Source organism: Lysinibacillus sp. RU7 (genome assembly GCF_057837305.1).
In genome coordinates, this window is the sequence record NZ_JBYQFK010000008.1 from 66648 (window position 1) to 90732 (window position 24085).

At 39.8% G+C, this 24085-nt stretch carries 27 protein-coding genes; all 27 read right to left on the reverse strand.

What is annotated here, in order from left to right; all coding sequences use genetic code 11:
* Positions 1–122: 122 nt before the first annotated feature.
* Positions 123–881: a peptidoglycan recognition protein family protein gene (locus AC3II9_RS07805; protein WP_489154557.1), complete on the reverse strand. Its 759-nt coding sequence runs from the start codon at positions 879–881 to the stop codon at positions 123–125.
* A complete protein-coding gene (locus AC3II9_RS07810) occupies positions 881–1300 on the reverse strand; it encodes a phage holin family protein (protein WP_489154559.1) in 420 nt (139 codons plus the stop codon). The genes AC3II9_RS07805 and AC3II9_RS07810 overlap by 1 nt, the downstream gene beginning before the upstream one ends.
* 115 nt (positions 1301–1415) lie before the next feature.
* Entirely contained in the window at positions 1416–1664 is a 249-nt protein-coding gene (locus tag AC3II9_RS07815; RefSeq protein WP_489154561.1) for a hypothetical protein, read from the reverse strand.
* A gap of 79 nt (positions 1665–1743) precedes the next feature.
* Positions 1744–2898 (reverse strand): siphovirus ReqiPepy6 Gp37-like family protein, encoded by a 1155-nt coding sequence (locus AC3II9_RS07820; RefSeq protein WP_489154563.1) that lies wholly within the window; start codon positions 2896–2898, stop codon positions 1744–1746.
* A gap of 82 nt (positions 2899–2980) precedes the next feature.
* A complete protein-coding gene (locus tag AC3II9_RS07825) occupies positions 2981–3127 on the reverse strand; it encodes a hypothetical protein (protein ID WP_489154565.1) in 147 nt (48 codons plus the stop codon).
* A complete protein-coding gene (locus AC3II9_RS07830) occupies positions 3127–3378 on the reverse strand; it encodes a hypothetical protein (RefSeq protein ID WP_489154567.1) in 252 nt (83 codons plus the stop codon). The genes AC3II9_RS07825 and AC3II9_RS07830 overlap by 1 nt, the downstream gene beginning before the upstream one ends.
* Positions 3379–3422: 44 nt before the next feature.
* Positions 3423–5912, reverse strand: a complete 2490-nt coding sequence (locus tag AC3II9_RS07835; RefSeq protein ID WP_489154569.1) for a sialidase family protein — start codon at positions 5910–5912, stop codon at positions 3423–3425.
* Between the two features lie 15 nt (positions 5913–5927).
* Positions 5928–6791, reverse strand: a complete 864-nt coding sequence (locus AC3II9_RS07840) for a phage distal tail protein (RefSeq protein WP_489154571.1) — start codon at positions 6789–6791, stop codon at positions 5928–5930.
* A 13-nt stretch (positions 6792–6804) separates the two neighbouring features.
* The gene (locus tag AC3II9_RS07845; RefSeq protein WP_489154573.1) at positions 6805–12645 is read right to left on the reverse strand and encodes a hypothetical protein; all 5841 of its coding nucleotides are present in this window, start codon (positions 12643–12645) and stop codon (positions 6805–6807) included.
* A gap of 4 nt (positions 12646–12649) precedes the next feature.
* On the reverse strand, positions 12650–13123 hold the full coding sequence (locus AC3II9_RS07850) for a hypothetical protein (protein WP_489154575.1): 474 nt from the start codon (positions 13121–13123) through the stop codon (positions 12650–12652).
* The gene (locus AC3II9_RS07855; RefSeq protein WP_489154577.1) at positions 13012–13461 is read right to left on the reverse strand and encodes a tail assembly chaperone; all 450 of its coding nucleotides are present in this window, start codon (positions 13459–13461) and stop codon (positions 13012–13014) included. Before AC3II9_RS07855 ends, AC3II9_RS07850 begins: the two co-directional genes overlap by 112 nt.
* A gap of 80 nt (positions 13462–13541) precedes the next feature.
* The gene (locus AC3II9_RS07860) at positions 13542–14069 is read right to left on the reverse strand and encodes a phage major tail protein, TP901-1 family (protein ID WP_489154579.1); all 528 of its coding nucleotides are present in this window, start codon (positions 14067–14069) and stop codon (positions 13542–13544) included.
* A gap of 50 nt (positions 14070–14119) precedes the next feature.
* On the reverse strand, positions 14120–14560 hold the full coding sequence (locus tag AC3II9_RS07865) for a DUF3168 domain-containing protein (protein WP_489154581.1): 441 nt from the start codon (positions 14558–14560) through the stop codon (positions 14120–14122).
* Positions 14557–14973 carry an HK97-gp10 family putative phage morphogenesis protein gene (locus AC3II9_RS07870; protein ID WP_489154583.1) on the reverse strand — a complete coding sequence of 139 codons (417 nt, stop codon included), beginning with the start codon at positions 14971–14973 and terminating at the stop codon, positions 14557–14559. Before AC3II9_RS07870 ends, AC3II9_RS07865 begins: the two co-directional genes overlap by 4 nt.
* Entirely contained in the window at positions 14973–15296 is a 324-nt protein-coding gene (locus tag AC3II9_RS07875; protein ID WP_489154585.1) for a phage head closure protein, read from the reverse strand. The genes AC3II9_RS07870 and AC3II9_RS07875 overlap by 1 nt, the downstream gene beginning before the upstream one ends.
* Complete coding sequence (locus AC3II9_RS07880; protein WP_489154587.1) at positions 15283–15609, reverse strand: head-tail connector protein; 327 nt, start codon at positions 15607–15609, stop codon at positions 15283–15285. Before AC3II9_RS07880 ends, AC3II9_RS07875 begins: the two co-directional genes overlap by 14 nt.
* A 2-nt stretch (positions 15610–15611) precedes the next feature.
* On the reverse strand, positions 15612–15899 hold the full coding sequence (locus tag AC3II9_RS07885) for a hypothetical protein (protein ID WP_489154589.1): 288 nt from the start codon (positions 15897–15899) through the stop codon (positions 15612–15614).
* 13 nt (positions 15900–15912) lie between these two features.
* Positions 15913–16776 (reverse strand): phage major capsid protein, encoded by an 864-nt coding sequence (locus AC3II9_RS07890; RefSeq protein ID WP_489154591.1) that lies wholly within the window; start codon positions 16774–16776, stop codon positions 15913–15915.
* A gap of 32 nt (positions 16777–16808) precedes the next feature.
* Positions 16809–17480, reverse strand: coding sequence for a DUF4355 domain-containing protein (locus AC3II9_RS07895; protein WP_489154593.1), 672 nt, complete (start codon positions 17478–17480; stop codon positions 16809–16811).
* A gap of 109 nt (positions 17481–17589) precedes the next feature.
* Entirely contained in the window at positions 17590–17877 is a 288-nt protein-coding gene (locus AC3II9_RS07900) for a DUF2829 domain-containing protein (protein ID WP_489154594.1), read from the reverse strand.
* Between the two features lie 242 nt (positions 17878–18119).
* Positions 18120–18584: a hypothetical protein gene (locus tag AC3II9_RS07905; protein ID WP_489154596.1), complete on the reverse strand. Its 465-nt coding sequence runs from the start codon at positions 18582–18584 to the stop codon at positions 18120–18122.
* A 34-nt stretch (positions 18585–18618) separates the two neighbouring features.
* Entirely contained in the window at positions 18619–18786 is a 168-nt protein-coding gene (locus tag AC3II9_RS07910; protein WP_489154598.1) for a hypothetical protein, read from the reverse strand.
* A gap of 5 nt (positions 18787–18791) precedes the next feature.
* The gene (locus AC3II9_RS07915; RefSeq protein WP_489154600.1) at positions 18792–19811 is read right to left on the reverse strand and encodes a phage head morphogenesis protein; all 1020 of its coding nucleotides are present in this window, start codon (positions 19809–19811) and stop codon (positions 18792–18794) included.
* A gap of 136 nt (positions 19812–19947) precedes the next feature.
* On the reverse strand, positions 19948–21336 hold the full coding sequence (locus AC3II9_RS07920) for a phage portal protein (protein ID WP_489154602.1): 1389 nt from the start codon (positions 21334–21336) through the stop codon (positions 19948–19950).
* Positions 21337–21348: 12 nt separating this feature from the next.
* The gene (locus AC3II9_RS07925; RefSeq protein WP_489154604.1) at positions 21349–22623 is read right to left on the reverse strand and encodes a PBSX family phage terminase large subunit; all 1275 of its coding nucleotides are present in this window, start codon (positions 22621–22623) and stop codon (positions 21349–21351) included.
* Between the two features lie 213 nt (positions 22624–22836).
* Positions 22837–23574 carry a phage terminase small subunit gene (gene terS / locus AC3II9_RS07930; RefSeq protein WP_489154606.1) on the reverse strand — a complete coding sequence of 246 codons (738 nt, stop codon included), beginning with the start codon at positions 23572–23574 and terminating at the stop codon, positions 22837–22839.
* A 178-nt stretch (positions 23575–23752) separates the two neighbouring features.
* Complete coding sequence (locus tag AC3II9_RS07935) at positions 23753–24022, reverse strand: stage V sporulation protein S (protein ID WP_489154608.1); 270 nt, start codon at positions 24020–24022, stop codon at positions 23753–23755.
* Positions 24023–24085: the final 63 nt, after the last annotated feature.

Below are 24085 nucleotides of genomic sequence, written 5' to 3' on the forward strand. Positions count from 1 at the left end.
GGGAGATGAATATAAAACCCTGCTTAGGTGTTCAAATTTAAATTTTGGCACAAAGTATTGACAAAATAAAAAAAGAGAGCGATTGCTCGCCCTCTTCTCACGCACTCAGGCGAATAGCCAATTCACCTATTTACAATATAATCCACTTTTTGTACATGTACAATACTAGCTAACTTGGTATTTTTAATTTTTGTAGCACCTGAATTAGCAGCTTCTAATCCTTTAAATGTACCTGTTTTTACACGCCACAAATCGTTCACTTGATCTAAATAACACATCCAGCCAAAACGATACTTCATAACATCGATAACGTTTTCTGCATCCTCTCGTGATTTATATGTCCCTGTAAATAAACGATATAGCTCATTAGTATCTGCTGGAGGTTGAACAGGTTTAGCGATCGCATTAGCCCCTTTAACCATTTGCAAAAATGTAGTCCAAGGAATCTTATTGCTTCGCATTAATTTAGGACAATTCTTACCTGTGTAGTAATTGTGTTGTACTACGTTAGATAAAGGAATCCTCTCATCTTGCATAATTTTAGCCACTAATGCAGCAGCGTTTTGCACAGCTTTTTGATAGTTCCCATCTGTATTAACACAGATTTCAACATGAATAGCTTCATTATTACCACTACCTGCTGCCCAACAACGTATGTCGTGAGCGAATGATTGAACTGCTTCTTGATCGTCTACTTGCCAATGCCACGACGCTTGTCTACTGTTACCGTTCTTTTGGAGTCGGCTATGCGCATCTGCATCTGCACCAGCACGTGTATTATCCGTTTCGTGTACACAGATACGTTTTTTACTATTTCCCTTACCATATGACGCCTTATCGATAATTGACTGAGGTACTAAGTTTTGACGAATTTTCACCATTACTTATCACCGTCCTTTTTCTTATCATCGTTTTCCATCTGCAACTGTGAAAAGGCATTCGCCAAAAACTTCGGTACACGAATGCCGAGTTTCCCAAGATTTTCAATCATGCTGATACCCTCCATACCGATTAAAAATAAAATCATGGCGTTCCTCATAAAGCTACCACTATCTGTTGCTAAGTCGAGTTGCACTGCTGCGATGACCATTAAAATCATAGCAACCTTTTTAATTAACCCTTTGAACGCTTTTTTACTTTCAATGTTCTTAAGCGTAAAACCAACCATAATACCAAGCATGTAGTCAATCGCCATAAAAATAATAAAAGCTTTAATTAAGTGATCAATACCCCCAACAAAATAAGCGACCCATGCCATTGAGCCGCCTACAAGTGAAGTATATAGTGTGTCTGTTTTCATATAAGATCTCCTTTATTTTTAAAAATAGGTCTTCTTGAGACTCGAAGGAGTCAAAATACTACCTCCCACAGATGATTGCGGAAGGCACATAAAAAGCACCCTCGTTTGAGAGTGCTTAAATTTTTGCAAATTCTGCTTCGTTAAGACGAATAGAATCAACAATATATTCGCCTGAGAATTCTTTAATAGATTTTCCGTAAGCATAAAATTCGATTAAATTAAAGATTTCCCCTGCTCTATACCAAGATTCAAAAGCGCCTTTTAATTCATCACAATCAACTACAATTACAATACCTACAGTAGTAAAGTATCCAGGGACCTTATAACTTCTATTATTTAATAGAATAGTATCGAAATATTCCACTTAGTCACTCTCCTTCCACCTACTACAATTCGACAAAAGGGGCAGTTTACCTCTAACAAGTTTTTGACTGAATAAAAAACTACTTCTTCAATTCCGGCTGCATCTGCGCCATTTCTCTCTTTACCTTGCTCATGAACGTCGGTTTGTCGTTATCAAACACTAATTCAAAACCACGCTTATTGTTTTCAATAATTTCTTTAACGGCGGTAATACGCGTATCCATCGTTACGCCCCACTCCTTACTACGAGCCGTTACCAAGTCACCTTCTCGATAATCTATGCCGTATACTTGCGTTGCATTGTAGAGCGCTTGACCACCCATGTAAATCTCTTGTGCGCTTTCGGCAAGCTTTTCATTCCCGCGTTTTTCTAAGTTAGTGATGACCTTTTCGACCGGTAGTGGATTGCCCTCATCATCTTGGTCGCCAATGTCTCGTGCATCGACAAACATTTCATAACGATCAGCACCGACCGCATTCCCGATTGTCACAATGCGACGGTCAATACCTTCACCCTGTCCAGCCACTACTGCAAAGTTTTTATAGTCTAAAAAACTTTCGGTATATTCAAGTTCTGCAAGTGTTTCGCGTTCAGTTGAAAAGATAACCTGTGGCAAACCTTCTTCATTTGCTACGTAGTTGTTACCTTCAAGCACTTTAAATACAAACTGCTTGTTGTTTAAATCTAACTCCACATTCCAACCAAGCCCGTGTAGTTTCGACAGTTCTGCAAGCTTCACCTCTAATTGGTCAAAACGCGCTTTTTCTTCTAGCGCTGGACCTCGATTTTGGTTTAGCGCTAATACAAGATTAGGATAAATGCGATCAGGATCAACAGGGTTAATCATTTGCGTATACACAAAGTGGCGCATAACCGTTTCGACGTCACCTGTAACGCTTTCGTGCGTTTTACCTGGTGCTGGAAGTATCATTCGTTGTGCTACTATGGATTTTAACGATGGCGCTCTAATGAGCCAGTTCTCAGTCGCTTTACCATTTTCATCTAATGCGATTTCGCGGTGCCGTATAATAAACGCTTGGTCTGTGCGATTATACGGGAACAAGATGCACCCTTGCGTGAGCTTATCGGCATGTTGCATATAGCGATTGATATGCAGTTCGAGCTCACCGATTTCTGACCAGCTATGAAGCATTTGCAAGCTTGTGTATTTGTCTATTTCACCGAGTAAGTTGAATTCGCGGTCGATAATACGTAGCGGGACACTTTGTTGCAAAGTAAAACCTCCTTTGTCGCAATATAAAAGCCCTCCGCAATGCTGTGGAAGGCATAAAAAATAACGCTAGCTACTGCTGCGTTTACTCAACTACTTCAATTTTATTACCATTTTCATCGTAGCCATTTTCCGCTAATTTACCTGCCACTGCATCATAATAGCGAGGTGGTACATCTGACAAAACACTCACCTTCAAAATTGTAATACGAGAATACCACAAGTTAATCATTACACATTACCTCCATTAATTTTATTTTCTAATGCTTGAATTCGTCCTTCTTGGGTTGCGATAATATCCACCAACATATTAACTGTTTCCGCAGTAATCGCTAAATCTTCCGCATTTAAAACCACTGTTTCAGCTACATACTCCATATCTTGTACAGTGTAATCGACTGTTTCTGCGATGATTTCTTGGTCTTTTTGCAAAATGTTGATGCGTTTTTCTTCTTTTGTTGGAAATACAATTTTACGCTCCAATATTATCACTCCTATCATTATTAAAATAAAAAGAAGATACCACATTATGTGATCCCCCCTAGAATCCTTGTTACTTTATCATTGTCACCATTTGTTGTATTTGCTCTGGATAATTCTAGTTTTAGTTTTGCTGGCGCTTCTACGCTTAATTGTTTTGTAAATTGATATTCGTTATTTTCTAAATCACTATCCATTAATTGATTGTTAAGATATGCAGTTATGTTAATATCACCTTGTTTTTGTACAAATGCACCAATAAAATCTGTATTACCCTCAATATCTAATACTGCCGTTGCTTCTGTTGTTGGTGATGAAGTTCCTGTTGTCCATGAGCCACTAAAACCTACTCTTTGATAGTTATATCCATAAATGATTAATGGTTTAGTAAAATTCAAAGTAATATCAAATAAAGCAGAAGGATTAAAATAACCATTTTCGGTAGTATTAGGTAATAATTGTTCATTAACCCATCCCCCATCTGCATTACTTAAACAATAAATAGTATTAGCTTTACCAAATTCATAGGGTCTTTGATATACTATATTGACCACATTTTCATTATTAACTGTAACAGAAGGGTTTCTATTACTAATATTGTTACCAGTGGTTAATTTTAATGTAGAAGACCATGTTGTGCCATCATCATCGGAATAAGAGGCTCTAATATTGTCTACTGAATGATCAGTCCCATCTCTGCCATGCCACGACACCCATATACGACCATTTGGTGTACTGCTAATTTCTGGTGGTATATAAACGGCAGATGGGGAGTATTGAGCATAAGAACCACCATTATAAATCCAACTAGGAGTAATCCAATTATTATCTTTTCTAATTTTACAATATATAAAATAAGTAGATGTAGCTAAATATTCAAAGAATATAATAGGAACATCGCCTTTATTTATAACACAAGAACTATTACAATGTACCCCAGTATTATTAAAATCAGTAATCTGCTCAACTACGCCCCACGTAACACTACCATCACTATTAATAATACCTTTTGCGTAACGGATATTGAATGAGTTAGGATATGTTGAATTCTTACTTGACCATGATACATGCAGTTCGGTACCTTGTGGGTTGATAGCTAGTGATACTTTGTTTATTTCTGTTTCTGACACATTTATATACCCAAACTTATTGGCATCAATGTCTATTCGTCCACTTACATTTAATACATCAAAGTTATACCATGCTATCTTGTTACCACTACCAACGATTCCGTACACTCTCGTACCACTACAAACTATAGAATAATCGCCAGTTCTAGAAACCGCATCATAACAAAGTTCCATCCAAGTTACACCATTATCCTTAGATACATAAAAATAATGGTTATTGTAACTAGTATTTTTCAACAATGCAACCAACCATCCATTACTCAATCTAACCAACTTACGCCCACCGTTGCCACTAGTATCATACGCTTGATTAACAACAGTAGCATCATTAACGGTGTTTGTTGACTCCACACTTTCAGTCATAACGATACCGCCATCTTTAATAACTGCATTTACGCTTTCTTGTTCATTAAGAGTGATACCAAAGCTATTACCATTAAAATCATCTGCAAAAGTGGTTCCATTTTTAATCCTATCTGCTGCATCTTGCTTTAATTTCAAATAAGCAATTTCACGTTGCGAATTATTTGTTATTTTTGACAAACGATAAATTTGCGAATCTGTGTATAGTTTGTGTTCGTCAAATTGATTCTCTAATGCTAAGATCCTAGCTGCTAAGTTACCTGCTACATCTCCACTCAAAATATCCTGAATGGTTAAAAACCACTCTTCAAATTCTTGTTGATTCATTGCTTTTTGATTGTCAAAAGTATTTTGATTGCTTTGTAATTGATTGTCAAAAGATTGTTGATTGCTTTGTAGTTGTGTATCGAAAGCCTGTTGATTAGTAGCTGTTTGAGTATCAAATGCCGATTGTGAATCACTCAATATTTGTACAAACTCAATCTTTTTAGCATTAAACCAAGCATCAAACTGTTGTTGAAACACACTTGTCGGAACACTAATAAGTGAATAAACAATGCCGCATAAATCCTCATACATGCGTTCATCGATTAAATTTAACGGCTCTAATGATGCCGTATTTTTCGTAACACGGATTTGAGCAAGTGATAACTCAAACACATAGTTATCGCGTTGTAATTCCGGCGGTACAGGGTTAGCTGCACTCACACCCTCTTTTACAAATAAGCGTATATATCGCGCATTGTTTCGTTTATCTAGTCGTAAAACAATACGGTCGATGCGGTCAACATCAATCTCTGGAATACTGTGAGACAATTCAAGTGGAGTTGTATTCTCATACTGATAACCTTGGATTAGCGCTTCTCCCACATCTACTACGGTTTTGAGCGTCCCCTGAACAACTTTTACTTGTAGATTTGGCACACCATCTTTATGCAGTAATCCACTAGATAATACATTTGCAAAGTAGTCCGCAAAATCACTCGCGTAGTGCCAACGGGGATCTCCTGGCGCACTATTAAAAAACTTAAATATTTCTGCCATTGTCTTACTCCTTTCTTATACCGCTGTATAACTCTTGCGATAACTAATATTTACGACAGCACCTTGTACATCGTTATCAGCTGTGTAGTTAATGTCGTTTTGACCTAGACACAATTTGAAAAAGATGCTATTTACATCCAGCCATTTCATCACATCTGTTTTAACCCCTTCTGCATTTACAAATTCCACACACTTTGCACCTGGTGTCGTATCGATTACCATCTTTTCACCTTCAAATAATTCCTTGTTTACTTGGATAAATTCGCCGGTTGTAAGATTTTCGATGCGCGGGCGAATAGCAGGGCCAAAGAACTCGATGTACAGAGGTACTGCTGATGCACCATCATTATTAATAATTCGACGGTCACGCTGCTCACCCATCTGAAAAGGACCTTCAAACGGGAATTGGAATAGCGGTTTAAATGCCGGTTCTTCATTGATAAGTAAACTACGCCAGTAAGGATCAGGCGCAATGAAGTTAACAACGCCCTTTTGCAAAGTCTTAGCACGTTCACCCTTATCGGGGAAAATCGGTACACTCTCAGCAATCACTTGTATTTCGCGCACTAAATAATCATTTTCATACCTTAAAGTGCCAGCTCCGAGCTTTGGATTGATAATGCGACCGACTTGTTCGCGTTTTTGAGAGATACTCCCGTAACTGTAGTCACCGATGTCGTTCGCAATCACAAATGTAATATCGATTGGACGTTCTTCTAGCAATACGTCAATGACTGTAGAGCCATCTTCGTATGGTACTTTCTGTCGCTGTATATTAGCTTGTACATCACCCAAGCCCACGATTTCTTGCAAATAAAAAGGAGGTCCACCAAAAGTGATAGACTCTCCAAAACGATTTGTAAAAGTAACTGTCTCCAATTTTAGCGACCTCCTATTCGTATGCTAATTGCTGTGCTACACGTTTTAACTGACGTGCGTTTTCGGATGGTGATAGATGTTTTGGTGAGTGTAAATTCACCTCTTGGTGTACAACAGTACCATTTCCGCCAGTACCGCCTTGCCCATCAATCTCTACGTTGACTTTGATTTTGTGCTCAATCTCCGTTTGAATCGTATCAATGGCACCACTAATGTCGTTAATGATGTCTGATACATCAACGGCCGGTTTCACCCAATCTGCTAAATCTTTCGCTGCTTGCACCGCATCCGAACGCATATCGGCTATGCCGTTAATAATACCTCGTACTAGATTGTGACCGATGAATTTTTTACCCCAACGTGATGGGCTGTGAATATCAAGCGCGGATTTAATTGTACTTTTAATGGATTCCGCGATAGCGTTCGCTTGTGCAAGTAAAGCTGGTGTCATTTGAGCTAGCCCTTTTTGCATGCCTGCGATGACGTTACCGCCAATTGTTGGCATATCCTCTACGAGTGATTCCATTTCCGTTTTTGTACCGGTTGTCACTTCTTTAATCGCATTGTCCCACTCGATTTGATACGCTTCTAGCTGTTTAGCAGTTTCTTCACGTAATAAAGTAATATCTTGGTCAATCTCTTCGCGCATACCGGATAATTCTGTTGTCGCTTTATTTCGTGCAAACGCAAACTTTTCTTCGTATAATGCAGCGTATTGTGTTAATTCTTCATCCGATAAGCTGTTTAATGCTTTCAATTCACCAAGAGACTTTGGTCCGAGTGCTTCTAATTCTCCGAGTAGTGCTTCATCGCTAATACGTGAACCAAGACTAGCCATGACTTCTTCCCATTCTTTCAGTCCGTCCACTTGCGACTGTAAGTTGTTTAATAAACCACGACCTGTTGCTTCTGTTTTCGAAGTGAATTCATCGAACATCCCTGTAAAGTTACGAATAGCATTTACACGGCTTTCGTAAGCACTGTTGTACTTGTCATTTAGTGCCTTTTCACCGTCAATTAACTTTTGGTTAGCATCTTGTATTTTCTTTACATACGTATCGTTTAAAGACAGTAACTTTTCGTTAATTTCTTTTTTGATAGCTACAGACTGGCTATTGAAGTATTTATATTGCTCCGAATCTTTCTCGTACATTTTTGCGTATTCTTCGTACATTTTCAGTTCATCAACAATAGAGATAGCGTTTAATTGTTTAGACAACGCGACGAATTCTTTTTGTTGCTCGAATTTCGTTTGCATGAATTTATCGTGTTCTTGTAAAGCTTTTTGTTCTGCCGCTGTAACATCGTGCAGTTGATTCGCGTATTCCGTCATCTCCGAAGAAAACATAAAGTCAACGGCTCTATTTATACTATCCATTCCGATGATTGAACCATTTGCCATTTGTTCATTCGCAGCTTCAATCATCTCTTGGCGCTTTTTCTCCATACGCTCAAATAAGTTAGCATGTTTCTCTTCTACTTTTAAGCGCTCTTTATTGAAATCTTCAATGATGGATAACCGCGATTTAGATGTTAAAAATTCTGATACGATTAAATCGTTATAAAGTTTCGCTAACTCTTTTTTAGTATCATCAACACCTAGATTAATCAGATCATCGATATTAACGAGTTTTAAACCTTCAAAAGAACGTATTACTTTATCAACAAGTTTTTGTGTTTCACGAATTGTTTCAGCAGATTGGTTCTGCATGCCCACCAGTAAACCTTGCACGACAAATTGACCTATAGCCCTCATAACGCGACTTGGGCTATTTATGTCAAACACGGATTCAGCGGTTTTTATAACCGATTCAGCTATGTTTTTTGAGGTTTTTTGAACATTTTTAAACTGACCAGATATACCCTGCGACAGACCAATTCCGATGGAAGATCCTGTTTTTTCACTCACTTTAGAAGATACACCTTGTACGTCTAATGCTTTTTTCATTTCTTCAGCAATTCCGGTTGCGATTTCTTGCGCTTTTGCTTGTAACGCACCTTGCATGCTGGATAAACCGTTTAAAAGTCCAGTAGCGGCATCTGCGCCAATTTTTTCTAAAGAAGATAACTCGGTGTCAGTAGCCTGTGTGATCCCTTTAATTTGCTTTGTCCATTCTTCTTTCAGTACGTCTAATTCAGCATTTGCGGCATTTCGTAATTCTTGGATTTTGTTTTCTGTATCAGTTTTCATACCGCCAAGCTCTTTTTCCGCTTGCTCACGCGCCAGTTGCATCTTTTCTTGGTATAAACCGCTATATTTCGTTAACTCTTCTTCAGACAAAGAATTTAAGGCTTTTAATTCACCTAAAGCTGCAGGACCCATTGCTCGTAATTCGGCAAGTAATCCCTGGTCAATCGCTTTTTTAGAGAGAATTTCAACTTCTCGTTGCCACTCTTTAAAACCTTTTACCTGTGATTCGAGGTTCGATACAAGGTCTTTACCGGAACGGCCAATCTTTATTTCAAACGCATCAAATACGCCCGTGAAATCACGCAATGACTTTTCACGTTCTGCCAGCGCATCTTCATACTTTTTCGTTAACTCTTCTTCTTGCTTTTGTAAGTTCTCGTTGACCTTGCCGATTTTATCTGCATATTTTTCATTAATCGAAACAAGCTCATCATTTACAGCTCGTAGAGCATCTTTGTATTTGATCTGCGCTTTAATTTTCGCTTCTGAACCGTCTTCAAATAACTCTAATGAAGCTTGCCACAGTGCTGCTTCTTCTACGAGATTAATCTGTTCGAGTTCACGTTTTTGCTGAATGAAGTTTTGTACACTTTGGATACGTTCGTTATCCGCTTGCACTTGAATAGCAGTGATCTTATCTGCATATTTTTGTTGCGTATCTAGTGTTTTTAAAGCGGCGTCCGCTTCAATTTTGGCAATGCGAGCATTTTCTGCTTCAGTTAACGCTCGCTTAGCTTGCGCGGCTTTCAAGCGAATTTGATTAATCTGATAAGCCTTATCCGTTTCAATCTTCGCGAGTTTATCCGCTTCTTCTTTCGATAGCTTTTGGATTTCACTTTGCGTTGCCTCGATATCGTTGATTAAAACCTTCGCTAAACCAACTAGCGCAGACTTCACTGGGGAAAGATTACGTGAAATTCCCTCTGCAACACCAGCCGGAATCCACTTCGAAACGGCCGCCATCACGCGCGACGGGCTATGAATGCCCAACATGCTCTTTAACCAGCTTGGTAAATTGCTAGCAAGTTCACTGATCGTACTCTTTACTTCATTGAATTTTGAAGTAATCCCCGAAATTAGACCGTTGATGATGTCTTTACCAATCTTTTTCAAGTCGATATTTTGAAGGAATGTTTTAGCAGCGTTCCAGCCGTTGATAATCGCTGTTTTAACACCATTCATCGCATTAGTTACGGTTGATTTAATTGCATTCCATGTATTCGTGATGAATAGTTTAATAGCATTTAGAATGTTGGTAATTGTTGTCTTAATACCATTCCAGATGGATGATACAACCGATTTAATGCCGTTTAATACAGACGAGATAACCGATTTAATCGCATTCCAAGTTGATGTAATAATAGAACGAATATTAGAAAGCACGTTTGAGATTAACGTTTTAATCGCATTCCAGATGTTCGTTGCAGTTGATTTAATGCCGTTCAGAATATTAGTGATTGAGGATTTAATGCCGTTCCAGATGGACGTTGTATTTGTTTTGATGCTATTCCAAATAGATGATGTGAACGATTTAATCGTATTTAAGGTGTTCGTGAAAACCCCTTTAATGGCTGTCCATGCAGATTGTAATAGTGTTTTTGCTGTTGAACCAAAACTTTTAATTGGTCCTAAAATCTTACTCAGGAAGTATAGGTTAATAACGCCCCATACAGCCTGTAATGCACCTGATACAATTTGTTTAATCCCTTCCCAAACACCTTTCCAATCACCCTGGAACAGTGATGAGAATGTTTGAACTACGCCGAGAATAACTTTCGTAGCGCCTTGAATTACATTTTGAATAGCGTTCCACGTAGAAATGACAATTGCTTTAATTAACGGCCATGCAAATTTAAAGATAGCCATAATCACTTCAATTGCTTTTGTCACAAACGACCCGATTGCATTCCATACAGTCGATGCAGTAGCTTTAATACTCTCCTGATTTTCATTCCAGAACGTTTTGATTTGCGTCCAAACAGATGTAATTAAATTTCTGATAGCCGTAACGGCTGCTGAAATTACTTCTTTAATCGCCGACCAAATCGTTTGTACTTGTGCGCGGAACTCTTCGTTTGTTTTACACAGTCCAACGAAAACGGCGGTTAAACCTAAGATTGCAGAAATCACTAAACCGACGGGACTTGTAATTAACCCTATCGCTGTGCCTAATTGCGGCGCTATTCTAGCGGCAAAGTTAGTAAACAAAGTACCTAGATTTTTTAATTTAGGTAAAAACTCAATAAATTTCGTACCTAATTCGAAAATTTTTGTACCTAGTCCTTTGAACAGGGTACTAAGCGCTATCACATTCGGTACAATCGCAAGTGCTAAACCGCCAAACGAAATGAAACCAGCAAGTAAAATCCCAATGTAACGGTTATTTTCCATCATCGAGTTAGCGAACTCTAAGAAGCGATTGACTAGATTAAGAATAATCGCTCCGAGTGGTGCCATACCGATACCGAGATTAACAATAAATTTAGTTAAGTTCCCAATCAGAGAAAGGACAGATGGAGCTGTCTGTTGCACATAGCCCATGAATTGTTTAAAACCTTCGTTTTGACCGAGTGTTTTGGACCATTCTTTGAATCGAGCCATCATGTCAACTAGCCCATCCATCATACCCGCTGAAGAATCTCCAAACGCACTGAAGAAGTAAACAACTCCAGCCATAGCATCTCTAAAAATAGCGCGGATTTTCGGCATGTTCGTAGCGACATAATCCATAAACGATTGGAATTTAGCGCTTGTTTTCAAGCCGTCTGACCACTCTGCAAAGCGTTGTGTCATTTCTAAAAAGCCTTGTGCTGTCGATTTACTAAGTGGCGCAAATGCAGTTAGCATCGAGCCAAGCCCTTTAAATACGTTACCGAACGCTTGCCCGAACGTTGTCAACATCGATGCACCGCTATCGTTTAAGTATTGTAAAAATGCTTGTACTGGCGGTGTACCGATACTTTGATTCAACTGTTCCATTAATCCGGCTACCGCAGATGCACTTGATACAAATAACGGTTGTAATTTCGTCAGCAGACTATTCGCCGCGGTCATTGCCTCACGGAAAGCTTGTAGTACAGGTTTTTCTGTCGCTTTAACCAAACCGTTATAAGTGTTTTTAAATGCATCAAATGAAGCTTTCGCCTGTGCTTGCTGTGCTGTCAATTTGGCGTTTTCATCAAACAGTTTTTTGATGGTTGGTATTGCTACCGCGCCAAATGCTACTGCGCCCGCACCAGCTGCCGCAAATGCCCCAACTAATGCAAAAGTTGAACCTGCTACTGTACCGAGCATCGGACCTAAATTCGCAATTGCTACGCCGATATTAGAGATGAGTGGTACAACTGCTGGTAACAATGACACCGTTAGTCCGCTAAAGGTGTGTTGTGCTAATTCACCGAATGCGCGGATATTGCTTGCAATGCGTTGTATTTTATTTTGGAACTCTTCAATCCTCGCCTCGATTTTGATAACTACCCTATTTCTCACAAGAGAGGCTATACGTGCGCGGATTTCCGCCATACGACGATTAAACTCGCTAATATCTGCATCTACATCAACACGCACGTCATTCGCTGTTCGTCTAATTTCCGCTTGTACTGCACGCATGCTCGCCATAAAACTGGAAATACGTGCGCCGATGGTTGCTTGGAAACTAGCCATACACTCACTCCTTTTTCTTGTTGTTTTGTTCTGCCAATGCTTGCGCCCACTTTTTCATAGCCTCTTGCGCTTTTGTATGAAGAGTAGTATCGATCTGTTTCGATTCTTTCCACTCACTATCACCATCGACAATACGCTTACGAGCACTTTTCGCATCGAACAAGTCTTTGGCCACATTCAGCTTTTTCTTGTTGTTTGCAATGCGATTAAAAACAGCCATGCGTGCTAAATCGTCGTATCGATCGACAACCTGCAGCATGGCTCCTTTTTTAAATGCTTTGTATTCGTTCGGTGTCCACGACATAATGAGATCTACATCATACAAATTCATGTATTGCGCGGCATCTGTGAGCACATCGAGCCATTCTAAGCCATCAACTCGTCGCGCGCATCGAGTAGCATCTTCACGCCCTGTGCGTTCTCCGCTTTCTCCGCTTCGGATTTGCCCACTGTTTTGAATAGCTCTAAGTTCTTCCAAAACGTCTTCGCATCTTTTTTGAAAAAACCCGATGCATCAATAGCACGAAACGCTTCCTTGAATAATTCTTCTGTGCCGCCATCTGCTTCGATGCGTTCTTCGAGTGCTTCTTCAATCTCCGCGATTGCAGGACGTTTCTTTAAGTGTGCTAGACCGCAATCCCAAAACGCTTTTAACGCGTCAATATCGAACTGCAGCAAACCTGTGTAAATGCCGTTGAATCCGCCTACCTCATTGCCTTTTTCATCTTTTTGGTTGTAATTCTTGTCCGCTAAATTTTTAAACGCAAAACCAAATTTCGCTTCGTGTTGTTCATTTTTAATTGTTAAAGTTGCCATTTTATAATTCCCTCTTTCTGTTTTTAAAAGTTTTAAGGTATAGAAAAAGAGCGCTACGAGAGCGCCCTAATTGTTACTGGTTACGGTCCAGGTGGTAATTCTGTTTGTTCACCGCCAAATTCGCCTGATTTTTGACCAGGTGTTTCGAATCCGTATGTTGCAAAGTCGATTACTTCTTGTGGCAATTTTGGCAATTTACCAGGTTGAGATTTCCCGATAACTTGCAAAGTTGCAGAAATTTCTTGGAAACCATCACCTGGATTAGATTTTTCAACAGACTCCACTAATGTGTAAGCAAAAATAGCATCGTGTTGATCGTCGGTACCTACTGATAAATCCACTTCCCATACTTTTAGTTGCACTTGATTACGAATCGCTTCTAAAATCGCTTTCTGTCCCGGATCATTCTTGTCACCATACGCGGACATTTCAAATGATTCAGATGATTGTCCATACGCTAAAATCCGTCCAAATTTCGTCTGCTCGTCTACTAACTCATTCTCCATCGAGTGTGAGTTTTCAGTTAAGTGTCCAATAAGGAAACCGTCTTCGCTTAAAGCTGCTGTTGCTAATTGCAATAATAAAACGGTATTTTTACCACTTTGCATAAGTGTTTTCCCTCCAATATAAAAACCGTCTCTTCTTACGAGAAACGGCTTTAGATGTTTTGTATTTTGTAGCGCATAATTAAAACCCCGTGCTTTACGCCGGGGCTGTTATCATCAATTACTCGCGATTCGATTCGTTTGATTTCGAGTACTCGCCCACCATTGATACGATATGGGCTGTGTAAGGCTTGCTGACAAGCGGATAACATTTCGTATGTTTTTCTCTTACCGCTGTAACTGTCATTATCCTTCCACCAACAATGGATGGTAAAGGTAATACTTTCGATGTTGCTCGTTTTCGTATCAAACGGGCTTGAATACGGCTCTGAAACCGTTACGTAAGGATAAGGTGTGTTTTCATCTACTGCGTCGTATACACCGTTATCCTCGTCGTTTTTATGTGTAATTGCCGTTAGTGCTGCGCTAGCACTTAACTTTTGATAAATCGCTTTTTGAAGCTCAAAATAAGGCAAAGAAAAAAGATTACTCATAATCCTAGTCGCCTCATTTCTCTCATAAAATACTGCTCTCCCGCTTCAACTGCTGGTTGCCAGAAAGGTTGTGCCATCATACCTTCAGTTGTCACGTAACGTCCTAGTTTAAGACTGTAATACGTCCAAGGCGTTCTACGACCATTTCCGTTTTCAGCATAAATGCCAGTCCCGTGCTCCACGTAAATCGCGTAATGCACGCCAACTGTGACGATAGCTGTATATTTCCCGAGCATTTTCATCTCGATTGAATCCTTTAAGCTACCATCGTCAACAGGGGCTAACATTTTTGCTTGAGAAGTAATGATTCGAGCTGTTTCATAAATAATATCCGATACTTGATTTAATAACTGCTGTTCAAACCGTTGTGCTGCACGTAATAATTCATGACCTCCAAATGAGATTCTAGCCATTATGCAGTCACCAACTTTAAAGCCACACGCATGATTTCGTGTTGACCTCCTTGATCTTCAGGACGACCAGCAAAAGCGTAAATTTCATTCTCGAAACGTAATTGCATAGTTGATTTTAAATCTGTTCGATAAGGGTAGTACATATACCTTTCGAGAGGGTTGCCTAATTGCTGTGCATAATACTGCTCTTTAGATGTCGGCGTATCTACAAAAGCGTCAATCGTATCGACTTTTACCCATTCAGTTTTAAAACCTCCAGCGCCGTCAGAAACACGTTTCTTATCTACTACTTCAACTGTGTGAGGAAACTCATCGTAATGCACGGAATTTCACCTTCTTATACGGTCGTAAGTAAGTCCAAATAGCTTTGGGGAATTCCGTATCGTAGGAATATGAAACAGTTCCCATCGTTCGCCCTTGCAAGCTTGTAGGAGTCATATTGAATTGAATAGCCTTGGCTATAAACAGACGAACGCCTGGTGGCATTTCAGAAGGAGTCCATTTACCGTTACAGTGATCTTTTGCAACATCATAAAGAATAGGAGCCATTGCACGATAATAGTTATCATGCTTAGCTCCAGTAAGATTGTTCAACTGTTTAAGCTGCTCAATTTCTTCTTGTGTTGGTTGCCACAAAATTAGTCACCAACTTTCTCGAATTCCACCCTTACTAAGTCGTAAAGCTCTTGTTTATCAGCTTTATCATCAAATGAAACGTTACGATGCGCAAGTTCTGCTTTTAATTGCTTCGCTGTCACTTTTTCATATTCAGGTAGCTCTGTAAAAGGCGCGTGAGGTGCTGCATTTTTCACGCGACTATCCTCTATATAATCCACTTTCTCAAAATCCTCAGAACGCAAAAGGCGAGCACCGTGCTCTTCAGTGACCGCCCAAGTGATTCCTGTTTTAAAGTTTTTAACTAACAATCAAAGCTCCTCCTTAGACAGGTCGTTTAGCTGATAATACCGCTAAAGCTTCTGGTCGAGTTACCTTTGCACCGTACAAGTGAAGCCCTTTTACTGCATCAGCAAAGCGCTTCTCCATGCGGTAGCCTTCCACTTTTGCCGCTTGCTCCGCATACGTCCACGCCATGTTATGTCCTGCGATAATTTTCGAGTTTGCAACGACTCCTACATCTGTCGCAATAGTTGGAGCGTTGTTAGATTTCAACAGTAAGAAACCTGCAGCACGTCCGACCACACCGTTAATTAAACGCTCGTCAGCTGGTAATGCACCTGAACCTACAAAGCGGTCATCTTTTAACAGTAAACCTTCATACCAAGGTGGCAATACAGCAAAACGTCCTTGCGTTGGAATGTTTGACTCATCTAATTTAGTGGATAAATCTACTAGAGCCTCGTAGGCAGTTTGTTTATCGACAGCTTCTGGTGCTGCATCCGTACCAATCGTATTTGTTGCATGTACATAGTGAGATGCAACAAACTGATCCGCTTCGTTCGCTAAAGCGTATGCCGCTTCACGCATTGCATTATCCATTAATTTCGGATTTTGCTGAATTTTATCAAGATCATCGATTTGGAAGTTAAAGAACTTCGATTGGTCGATTACTAGGTTACGAGTGTGGTCTGATAGTTCTTCTGGATCGGTCATATCAGTATTTCGAGTATAATCACCTACTGTTACAGCCCCAATACCGTTGATTTTCACTGTATCACCGTAGGCTTTGATTTCACCTTCATAGTCGCGGTTGATTACGCCAGCTTGTCCAAATACTAAAGATTTTTGTAAGTTATATAGTAAACGAGCCGACCAAATAGTCGGAATAAAGTTTGTTGTTGCCATATAAAAAATTCCTCCTCAACCGTCATAGCGGTTTATAATAATTTGTTCTTCACGATTTCTTCCCAGTTTGCATTGATTTCATCAGGTGTCATTCTCAATACATCCTCTTTAGTCAATGCTGTCGGGTTGCCCCTTTTTGGTGGTGGCGTACCATTATCTTTGAAGCGTTTGTCCACTTCTGCTTGCACAGCAGCATTAAATTCTGCTTCGAGAATACCTAAATTAGTAGTAGTCTTTTCCGCATCCTCACCGACAAAGAAATCAACAAGCTTAACAGGTAAGCTCTTTTCAGTAGCAGTAGATAACGCTTGGTTCACTAACTTTTCACGTGCAGCTTCTTTCTGCGATTGCTCAAATTGAGCCTTTAAATCACGTAATTGTTTCGCTTCTTCTGATTCAGGCGGATAGCGCTTAGCAATCTCTTCCTCGATTTTCTTTGGAAGAGTTTTATTTTCATAAGTTTTAATTGCTTCGGTTACGCGCGTATCTGCAAAGGACTGCAAATACGTCTTCCCTTTTTCATTTTCTTGCAGGAATGCTGTTACAGCTTCAATCGTTAACTCTGCCCCTTGTCCGTTTCCACCAGGTGGTGTTGGCTCCGGCGTAGGTTCAGGCGTCGGCTCTGGATCTCCAGCAAAGAATTGATTATCGAAAGTTGGAATGTATAATTTAATTCCAAAGAAATTTACATTTTCAAGTAACATTGTTTTTTCCTCCTTGCCCAATCTAGTTGCCTCGTAAAGCCCCTAAACTGTTCAAAAGTAGTTGTATTTTCTCGTTCTTTATAACGTCTGCGAGAAGAAAGACAAAAAATTACTCAACGACTTCCCAATCTTCTGCTAACATATCTGTTTGTGATGCTAACCAACCAATAACGATAGAACCGTCAGCAGCCTTCATATCAATATGAGAATTGATAAGCACTGTGTTTGTTTCGTTTGCTGGTGTTTTGGCAAGTGCGTCTTTTGCTTCGTTACGTAAATTTTCGTATGGTACTTCTTGACCTTTTACTAAGTATAGGAACATACCTTTACCGTTCCATCCTTTGCGAGCTACTTTCTTACCATCTTTTAACGCTTCAATTGCTTGACCGAAATTCATTAAATTACCTCATTTCAATAGTTTTCTAGCTTACGGGCTAGTCACGAGATACGTTATTACTCATTTAGACCACCATACCTTTCTGCTATGTCAGCTTATTCAGCTTCACATCAAGCTTTTTGTTCATAATATTTACCTAAGCAATGCTCCAATTGAGCAAGTTTACACAACCTTTTAAACATGCAATCTGAACATTTCTTCTCTAGCTTCTTTTTGATTCTTTTATTTCGTGCCACGCTGTTTCACCCTTTCGAGAAAAACCTTTTCTCAATTTCGACTCTTACTTCAACAGGGAAGCTTTCAAGGTATTGTTTCTTATCTAGTTCCTTCTTTTGCTTATGAAGCTTTAAATACTTTTTCATATCTTTATCAGAGAGGTTATTCAAAGCCTTTAGTTCCTTAATAGCTAGTTGTGGTTTAAAACCTGCCAGTTCTGCAACCAACCCACCTTTATCACCGATACGAGTGCGTAACTTCTCTATTTCTCCTTTAAAGCGATCTTCAATAATCGCATCTTCTAATGATTGTTGAAGTAGTTCATCGCCTTCTCGTTTTACTTTTTCAATACCATCTAAAAACCCACGAGACATTCTGCGACCAATGAGCGTGTAACAGTATAGGAGTCTTTCAGTGCCAATCAAGTGCGCTATAAAATGGCGGAAACCTCCTTCCTGTACGCACTCTAAATTTTTGATTTGTTTGAACATTAAACCCCCTCCTTTAGACAAAATAAAAAAAGCATTAGACTACTCCGAGCGCTTCAAAAAATTCTTTCTTCCATTCTTCAATTTCAGCGTCCAATTTATCATATTCGTTGCCAGTACCTCGCTCGTCAATTACCATCGTCTCGGATTCTTTGTAAGCAGCTAGTAATTCCATGAAAAGCGTTCGAACCTTCCATTTATCCAACTTAATCATCCCTCTGCACTAAATTTCTTTTTCCATTCGTTATACGTCATGTATGGCACTGTTGTACTTGGCGGTTTTACTTGTTTACTCGCTTTGTTGAATGCCTGAATATACGTAAGCCCTTCATCTGCCATTAACGCGTCCATTTTATCTGCTAATTTCTTTTGGTAGTCGGCGTCCATATAATCTTTGCCTCTACGATATTCAGGTAATTTACCATTAACCTTATAAATCGTTGCACAGCGACACTGAATATCCATTGAAGCAATTCCCCAAAGCCGAGGACCTTTCGCTTTCCACGTTTTATAGTGAAAATAACCATCCTTATCAGCTTCTTGCCCGTCTAGTTTTCGATGAGACATACGTACTCTGTGGTCGAGTGAAGATGCCCATACTTTCGTGATACGAGCCGTTTTGCTTGCCTGTTCTTCGACTGCTACCTCAGCTAACGAACGGATACGTCCGCCTTCTGTACGAGCTACAAGTCGTGCTTTCTTACTTGACCAGTTCATTGCATTTTCAATACGGTGTGCTAGTTCTGTGTAACTTTCCCCTATTTGCAAGCTCTGTGCGATTTCAATATTTAAGCGTCGGATAATCTCATTACGATGAGCCTCGAATATTTTCGGCAAGGTTAAAAATTCTACTGGATTGATTAAGGCTGCTTCGACCACTTCTTGTGAAGGAATGCGAAAGCCCATCTCTTCTCCTGATGCTTGTGAAAATAAAAAAGCAAGCATCAAATACTGTTCTACGTAAACGGTTTGATGTGCTTCATTAATTTCTTTTATGATTTTGCGATAGTCCCCGTCTAAAGCTTTTGCGATCCTCGTCATTTCCTGTTGAAAACGATTGTACTTGTTAACGTCAGTCCAGCTTGCTTCTTTGCCGTTGCCGAACTTACGGTGCATTTCTGATAGCTGTTGCAAAATGGATTTTAAGCGTTTGGCGAACACTACTTCAATATCAGTCTCAGCTTGTTTTAGTAGCTTATTGACTTCACGATTAATGTCTTGTTGGTTCATTTTGCCTCGCCTCCTATCCACAAAACCACCGTTTTACAGACAAAACAAAAAGCGTCCATGAATTAACGTTTACGCCTCCTCAATCTGTCTATTTACTTGTCTAATATTAAGATCCACTAAACGTATGAGAAGTAGACTATTCGTTATCCAATGGTTCTAACTCTTTACCATAAATCTTTGCATCCTTCTCCATCTCTGCAAGCTCGTACTCTACATCATCTACAATTGATAACTTTGCAAGACGTGTACGCTCCGACACTTGACCTTTCATTGCTTGTGAAGCTTGGGCTTCGGATAATAAATCAATTGGAATGTTACGTTTGTACTCATACCAGACTTTTAGGTAATCATCTTTAGAGCAGATGCCCTTTTTCGCCCATGCACTACATAACACTTTGAATTGATAACGTAAAGCAGTCGTAAATTTACGCTCCATCGTTTTACATTTGTTCTCAAGCGCCATGAGCTTGTACTTCAAAGCCACGCCACTAGCATTACCTGAAAAAGCTTCATCACTGAAGTTCACACTCTTAGCTAATCGCATGATGTTCTCTTCTAAGCGGTTCAGGTGGTTTTCAATCATCTGATCATTGACTTCTTTGGTTAAGTATTTGATGTCGTCATCTTCGCCCATCAACTCGAAAATTCCTGTACGTGCTACCTTTTGAGCGTCTTCTTCATCCATGCCCACCCCTCTAAGTACCAGGTAAGCTAATCGCCATTGTTCAATCTCATTAGATGCATCTGAAAGCGTACGGTCATAAGCATCAATCAACTTATATACTTTATCAGCATCACCCTGCAGCTCTTCGTTGTTCGGAATGCCGAACAACGGGCAATGGTCGAATAGATGTTTACGTTCTTGTTTCAGTACAAAAGGAGAATCTTTGTCAGCGCGTGAGTACAGTCGTTCAGTAGTGGAATCGTAAAACACCAGCTGCTCGATCTCTACTTTCTCCCCTTCAGCATCGAGTTCAGCGCTCTTGAAATATCGCATAGCATATTTCGGCTCACTTACATCTGCTGTTTCTGAAAGGATAATCGTTTCCCACGGATCAATGGCAGTAACACGTTCATTGCCTTCTGTATCAATGTAAAGCAGGCGTGCCGAGTAACCACAAATAGCAGTTTTCTTGCCTGTTTCACTGTCCAAGTCTTCTACAGAATTACGCAAATTAAAAAGCTCAATCGCCTCTGAAAGTTTCGCCAGGCTTTGAGCTTGTTTGTCTACTACGTATGAAATTGGATTACCGAACATATAGCCGATTTTAGTGTCAACGATGTCTGCATCAAATGCGTTATTTAACGTATTGTTTACCTTGTCATCGACACGCTGCACATGTTCATTGCCTTGTGCGTATTCAGTAGGTTTACGTGTCAAAATAGGCACGGCCGACACTTCAGTTTTATAACGGTTGTAGTTCCGTAAACGTTTATTTCGTTCAGCTTTGGTTTCTGTGACTAGTTTATCGAATAATAGAGGCGTAACGCCTTTTTCATCGATGTACGTAATGTATTCGTTCATGTTTACGCCTCCTTATCTTGAATTTGCCCCTTTGACACTTGCCACTTCGTAGTCGTCTAAGCCGTACCACATTGCAGAAAAAGTGTGGGGGTCAATGTTAAATTCATCTTCAATAATTTCATCTGTTTTAGGATCTTTCTTGAAAGTAAGCTCCTTCAATTCACGAATTGTATTCACGCAAGAATCGGAACAAATGATACGCTTGAAACGTTTCATTTTCTTTGTATTTTCAACTCGAGTGAGCTTCTTACAAGAATACATACGGAATCCACGCTGTTTGAAGTAAGCGATTGTTTTCGGTTCAGCGTTATCAGCTTTAATAATCGATTTCTTCAATCCTGCTTCTTCAAGTTCATCTGCTGTTTTATCATCCGTCATACCTCGCTTATAATACTCCCAGTAGATATAGAGCCACTTATTCTCATGATCTACTACCATGCGCAATACAGCGTTGTAAGAATCGACAAATCCGAAGTCCATACCGTTCTTTCGAATTGGTTTTCTAATCAATGCTATCTCGTTCATTACCTGGTCATGAGGCTTCACTTCAAACTGCGGTAGTACTAACACCCCGTTTACACCAAAGCGCCCTTTACGTGCAATTCTATGAAGATCAGGATCGTACAGTTGCATCTCATCCAGTTGCTCAATATAACTCTCAGGTAAAAAGAGATTATCGTCAGCCGTTGAGTGATGATAATACGTGTTGTTCACTATGATTGTTCGTAGCTTATACAGCTCCTCGTCATCCAGTACAAAATACTCTTCAACCTCATTCTTGAAGAAATGCTTGTACACCCAATTCCCTTTTGAAACCGGATTGGTAGAGAGAAGTATAAACAGGTCTAGTGTTGGGTGACGTAATCGCCCAAGTAGCTCCTTGAATCCAGCGTACTTAATCTCACTACATTCCTCTAACCAAATTAACGAAATGTTGTTGATGGATTTTAGCTTTTCCGGCTTGTCCATCCCACGGAAGATGATTTTAGAGCCGTTAGGAAATTTCACGGTCATTGGTGAAGAGCTTGTTTTTATCTTCCCCGAAAGCCCGAGATCCTCGATAATTTCACAAAACAAAGAAAACGTACTATCTCTGTGCGTGTCGTAAACTTCACGAACGACTAGAGCTGTACGTTTCTCTTCTAATAGTTTTAATAAAATTTTAAATGCTACGTGATAAGATTTCGAAGACCCATACCCACCGACAAGAAGTTGAGTTTTGCAACGCCAGTCAAAAAGGAAATCTTCGAAATGCGGGTTCACTTCTTTTTCAACCGTCGTCGACATTTACTCTACCCCTTTCATACATTTCCTGTCTACTAAATTCATTTTGAGTTTACATAATTGTGCTTTTCGGAAGTCGATTAATTCAAAAACACTGTCACACCAACGTTTGTGCAACTTCATTTTTTATTGATTATGCACGTTTTTATACATTGTTGATTTATAAAGGTTTGTACATCATGTTGAAAATTATTTCCCAACTTTTCCTGCATAAAATTACTCACGTTTTTTGCCAATAATTTTAATCTCAATCGGGCCTGTTTGTTCGTCAGCACCCAGCTTTTCAATCTCGACCTTCGTTTTGTCGATGGATAGCTGCATCTGCTCTAACTTCAATCTACGTTCGTCTGCTTCATCTGCTAACTTGATGAAATGGTTAATTGAAGTTCGTAACTCACTAATCGCTCTTGATTGTGCTGTTAAGAGTTGCGCTTGACGTTCCCATGCAAACTGGAACTGATACTCAGTTTCTTGAGAAGGATTTTTCCCGCCTTGCAACTTCTCTCGCTTCAACTCTTTAATCATTTCGTCTTTTGATTCAACGTGCATGATTTTCTGAGCTCGTAGGATTGCAGCATATTGTATTGTGATTTGATCCCACATTAAGTCAGCAGCAGACTTTGCATTCATTGCTTCGATGATCTCCTGTGTTTCGTCAGGAAGGTACTTTGCAAACAGTCCATGATCTAGTTTAGGGTTGTTCCGACTGGTGAATTGGTTCTTCGGGTTCGGGTTGCCTGAACGCTTTCGAGGTGCATTAGATGTAGCAACTTTTTTAGAAGGTTGCATCTTTTTCTTTTCGGATGCATCTTTCTTGGTTGCAACCTTTTTCCACCCTTCTCGACTCTTTCTGCTTTTCAGTGTCCCCTCTTTGATTCCATGCTTTTGTGCTAAATCAACTAAAGTAATTTTTGTCGTTTCCCACTCTTCTCGTATCAAATGCCAGTTTGCCATCTACATCGCCTCTCACTTCCGTTCCTCGTAGGATTTTTTATGTATACAAAAAACCGTACGTGCATTCTCGTTGTCCGGATCGGAGAGCGCTGTACGGTTTTCTTGTTATGTTATTTTGTGGGCTCTAAATTTGTCCCCTCATATATACGGTGGTTTACATGACATTTACATGACAAAATTATTTTCGTCGTTGTTCAACGTATAATTTAATCGCTGTACGTTCCTCTCCTGCAATCTCTACCTCAGCAAAAGCTGGCGTACACATTAAATCGACTCCGCTAGGTGCCACAAAGCCTCGTGCTATAGCAACCGCTTTTACTGCTTGGTTTAATGCACCTGCTCCAACAGCTTGAAGTTCTACTGTTCCGCTAGTTTCTCGAATAACGGCTACCAAGGCGCCAGCTACCGAATTAGGGTTTGATTTTGATGATACTCTTAATGGGTTCATGATTGATCCTCCTGTTTTTGTGATAGTATTGTTATATTCCAAGATGCGGTACATCTAGAAGTC

Excerpts from the sequence above, each read along its gene's own strand:
- AC3II9_RS07920 (WP_489154602.1), bottom strand. The coding sequence starts at position 21,336 with ATGAACGAATACATTACGTACATCGATGAAAAAGGCGTTACGCCTCTA.
- terS (WP_489154606.1), bottom strand. The coding sequence starts at position 23,574 with ATGGCAAACTGGCATTTGATACGAGAAGAGTGGGAAACGACAAAAATT.
- AC3II9_RS07855 (WP_489154577.1), bottom strand. The coding sequence starts at position 13,461 with ATGGCAACTTTAACAATTAAAAATGAACAACACGAAGCGAAATTTGGT.
- AC3II9_RS07805 (WP_489154557.1), bottom strand. The coding sequence starts at position 881 with ATGGTGAAAATTCGTCAAAACTTAGTACCTCAGTCAATTATCGATAAG.
- AC3II9_RS07825 (WP_489154565.1), bottom strand. The coding sequence starts at position 3,127 with ATGATTAACTTGTGGTATTCTCGTATTACAATTTTGAAGGTGAGTGTT.
- AC3II9_RS07870 (WP_489154583.1), bottom strand. The coding sequence starts at position 14,973 with ATGGCTAGAATCTCATTTGGAGGTCATGAATTATTACGTGCAGCACAA.
- AC3II9_RS07900 (WP_489154594.1), bottom strand. The coding sequence starts at position 17,877 with ATGAATTTCGGTCAAGCAATTGAAGCGTTAAAAGATGGTAAGAAAGTA.
- AC3II9_RS07860 (WP_489154579.1), bottom strand. The coding sequence starts at position 14,069 with ATGCAAAGTGGTAAAAATACCGTTTTATTATTGCAATTAGCAACAGCA.
- AC3II9_RS07905 (WP_489154596.1), bottom strand. The coding sequence starts at position 18,584 with ATGTTCAAACAAATCAAAAATTTAGAGTGCGTACAGGAAGGAGGTTTC.
- AC3II9_RS07895 (WP_489154593.1), bottom strand. The coding sequence starts at position 17,480 with ATGTTACTTGAAAATGTAAATTTCTTTGGAATTAAATTATACATTCCA.
- AC3II9_RS07890 (WP_489154591.1), bottom strand. The coding sequence starts at position 16,776 with ATGGCAACAACAAACTTTATTCCGACTATTTGGTCGGCTCGTTTACTA.
- AC3II9_RS07915 (WP_489154600.1), bottom strand. The coding sequence starts at position 19,811 with ATGAACCAACAAGACATTAATCGTGAAGTCAATAAGCTACTAAAACAA.
- AC3II9_RS07865 (WP_489154581.1), bottom strand. The coding sequence starts at position 14,560 with ATGAGTAATCTTTTTTCTTTGCCTTATTTTGAGCTTCAAAAAGCGATT.
- AC3II9_RS07810 (WP_489154559.1), bottom strand. The coding sequence starts at position 1,300 with ATGAAAACAGACACACTATATACTTCACTTGTAGGCGGCTCAATGGCA.
- AC3II9_RS07845 (WP_489154573.1), bottom strand. The coding sequence starts at position 12,645 with ATGGCTAGTTTCCAAGCAACCATCGGCGCACGTATTTCCAGTTTTATG.
- AC3II9_RS07925 (WP_489154604.1), bottom strand. The coding sequence starts at position 22,623 with ATGTCGACGACGGTTGAAAAAGAAGTGAACCCGCATTTCGAAGATTTC.
- AC3II9_RS07835 (WP_489154569.1), bottom strand. The coding sequence starts at position 5,912 with ATGGCAGAAATATTTAAGTTTTTTAATAGTGCGCCAGGAGATCCCCGT.
- AC3II9_RS07935 (WP_489154608.1), bottom strand. The coding sequence starts at position 24,022 with ATGAACCCATTAAGAGTATCATCAAAATCAAACCCTAATTCGGTAGCT.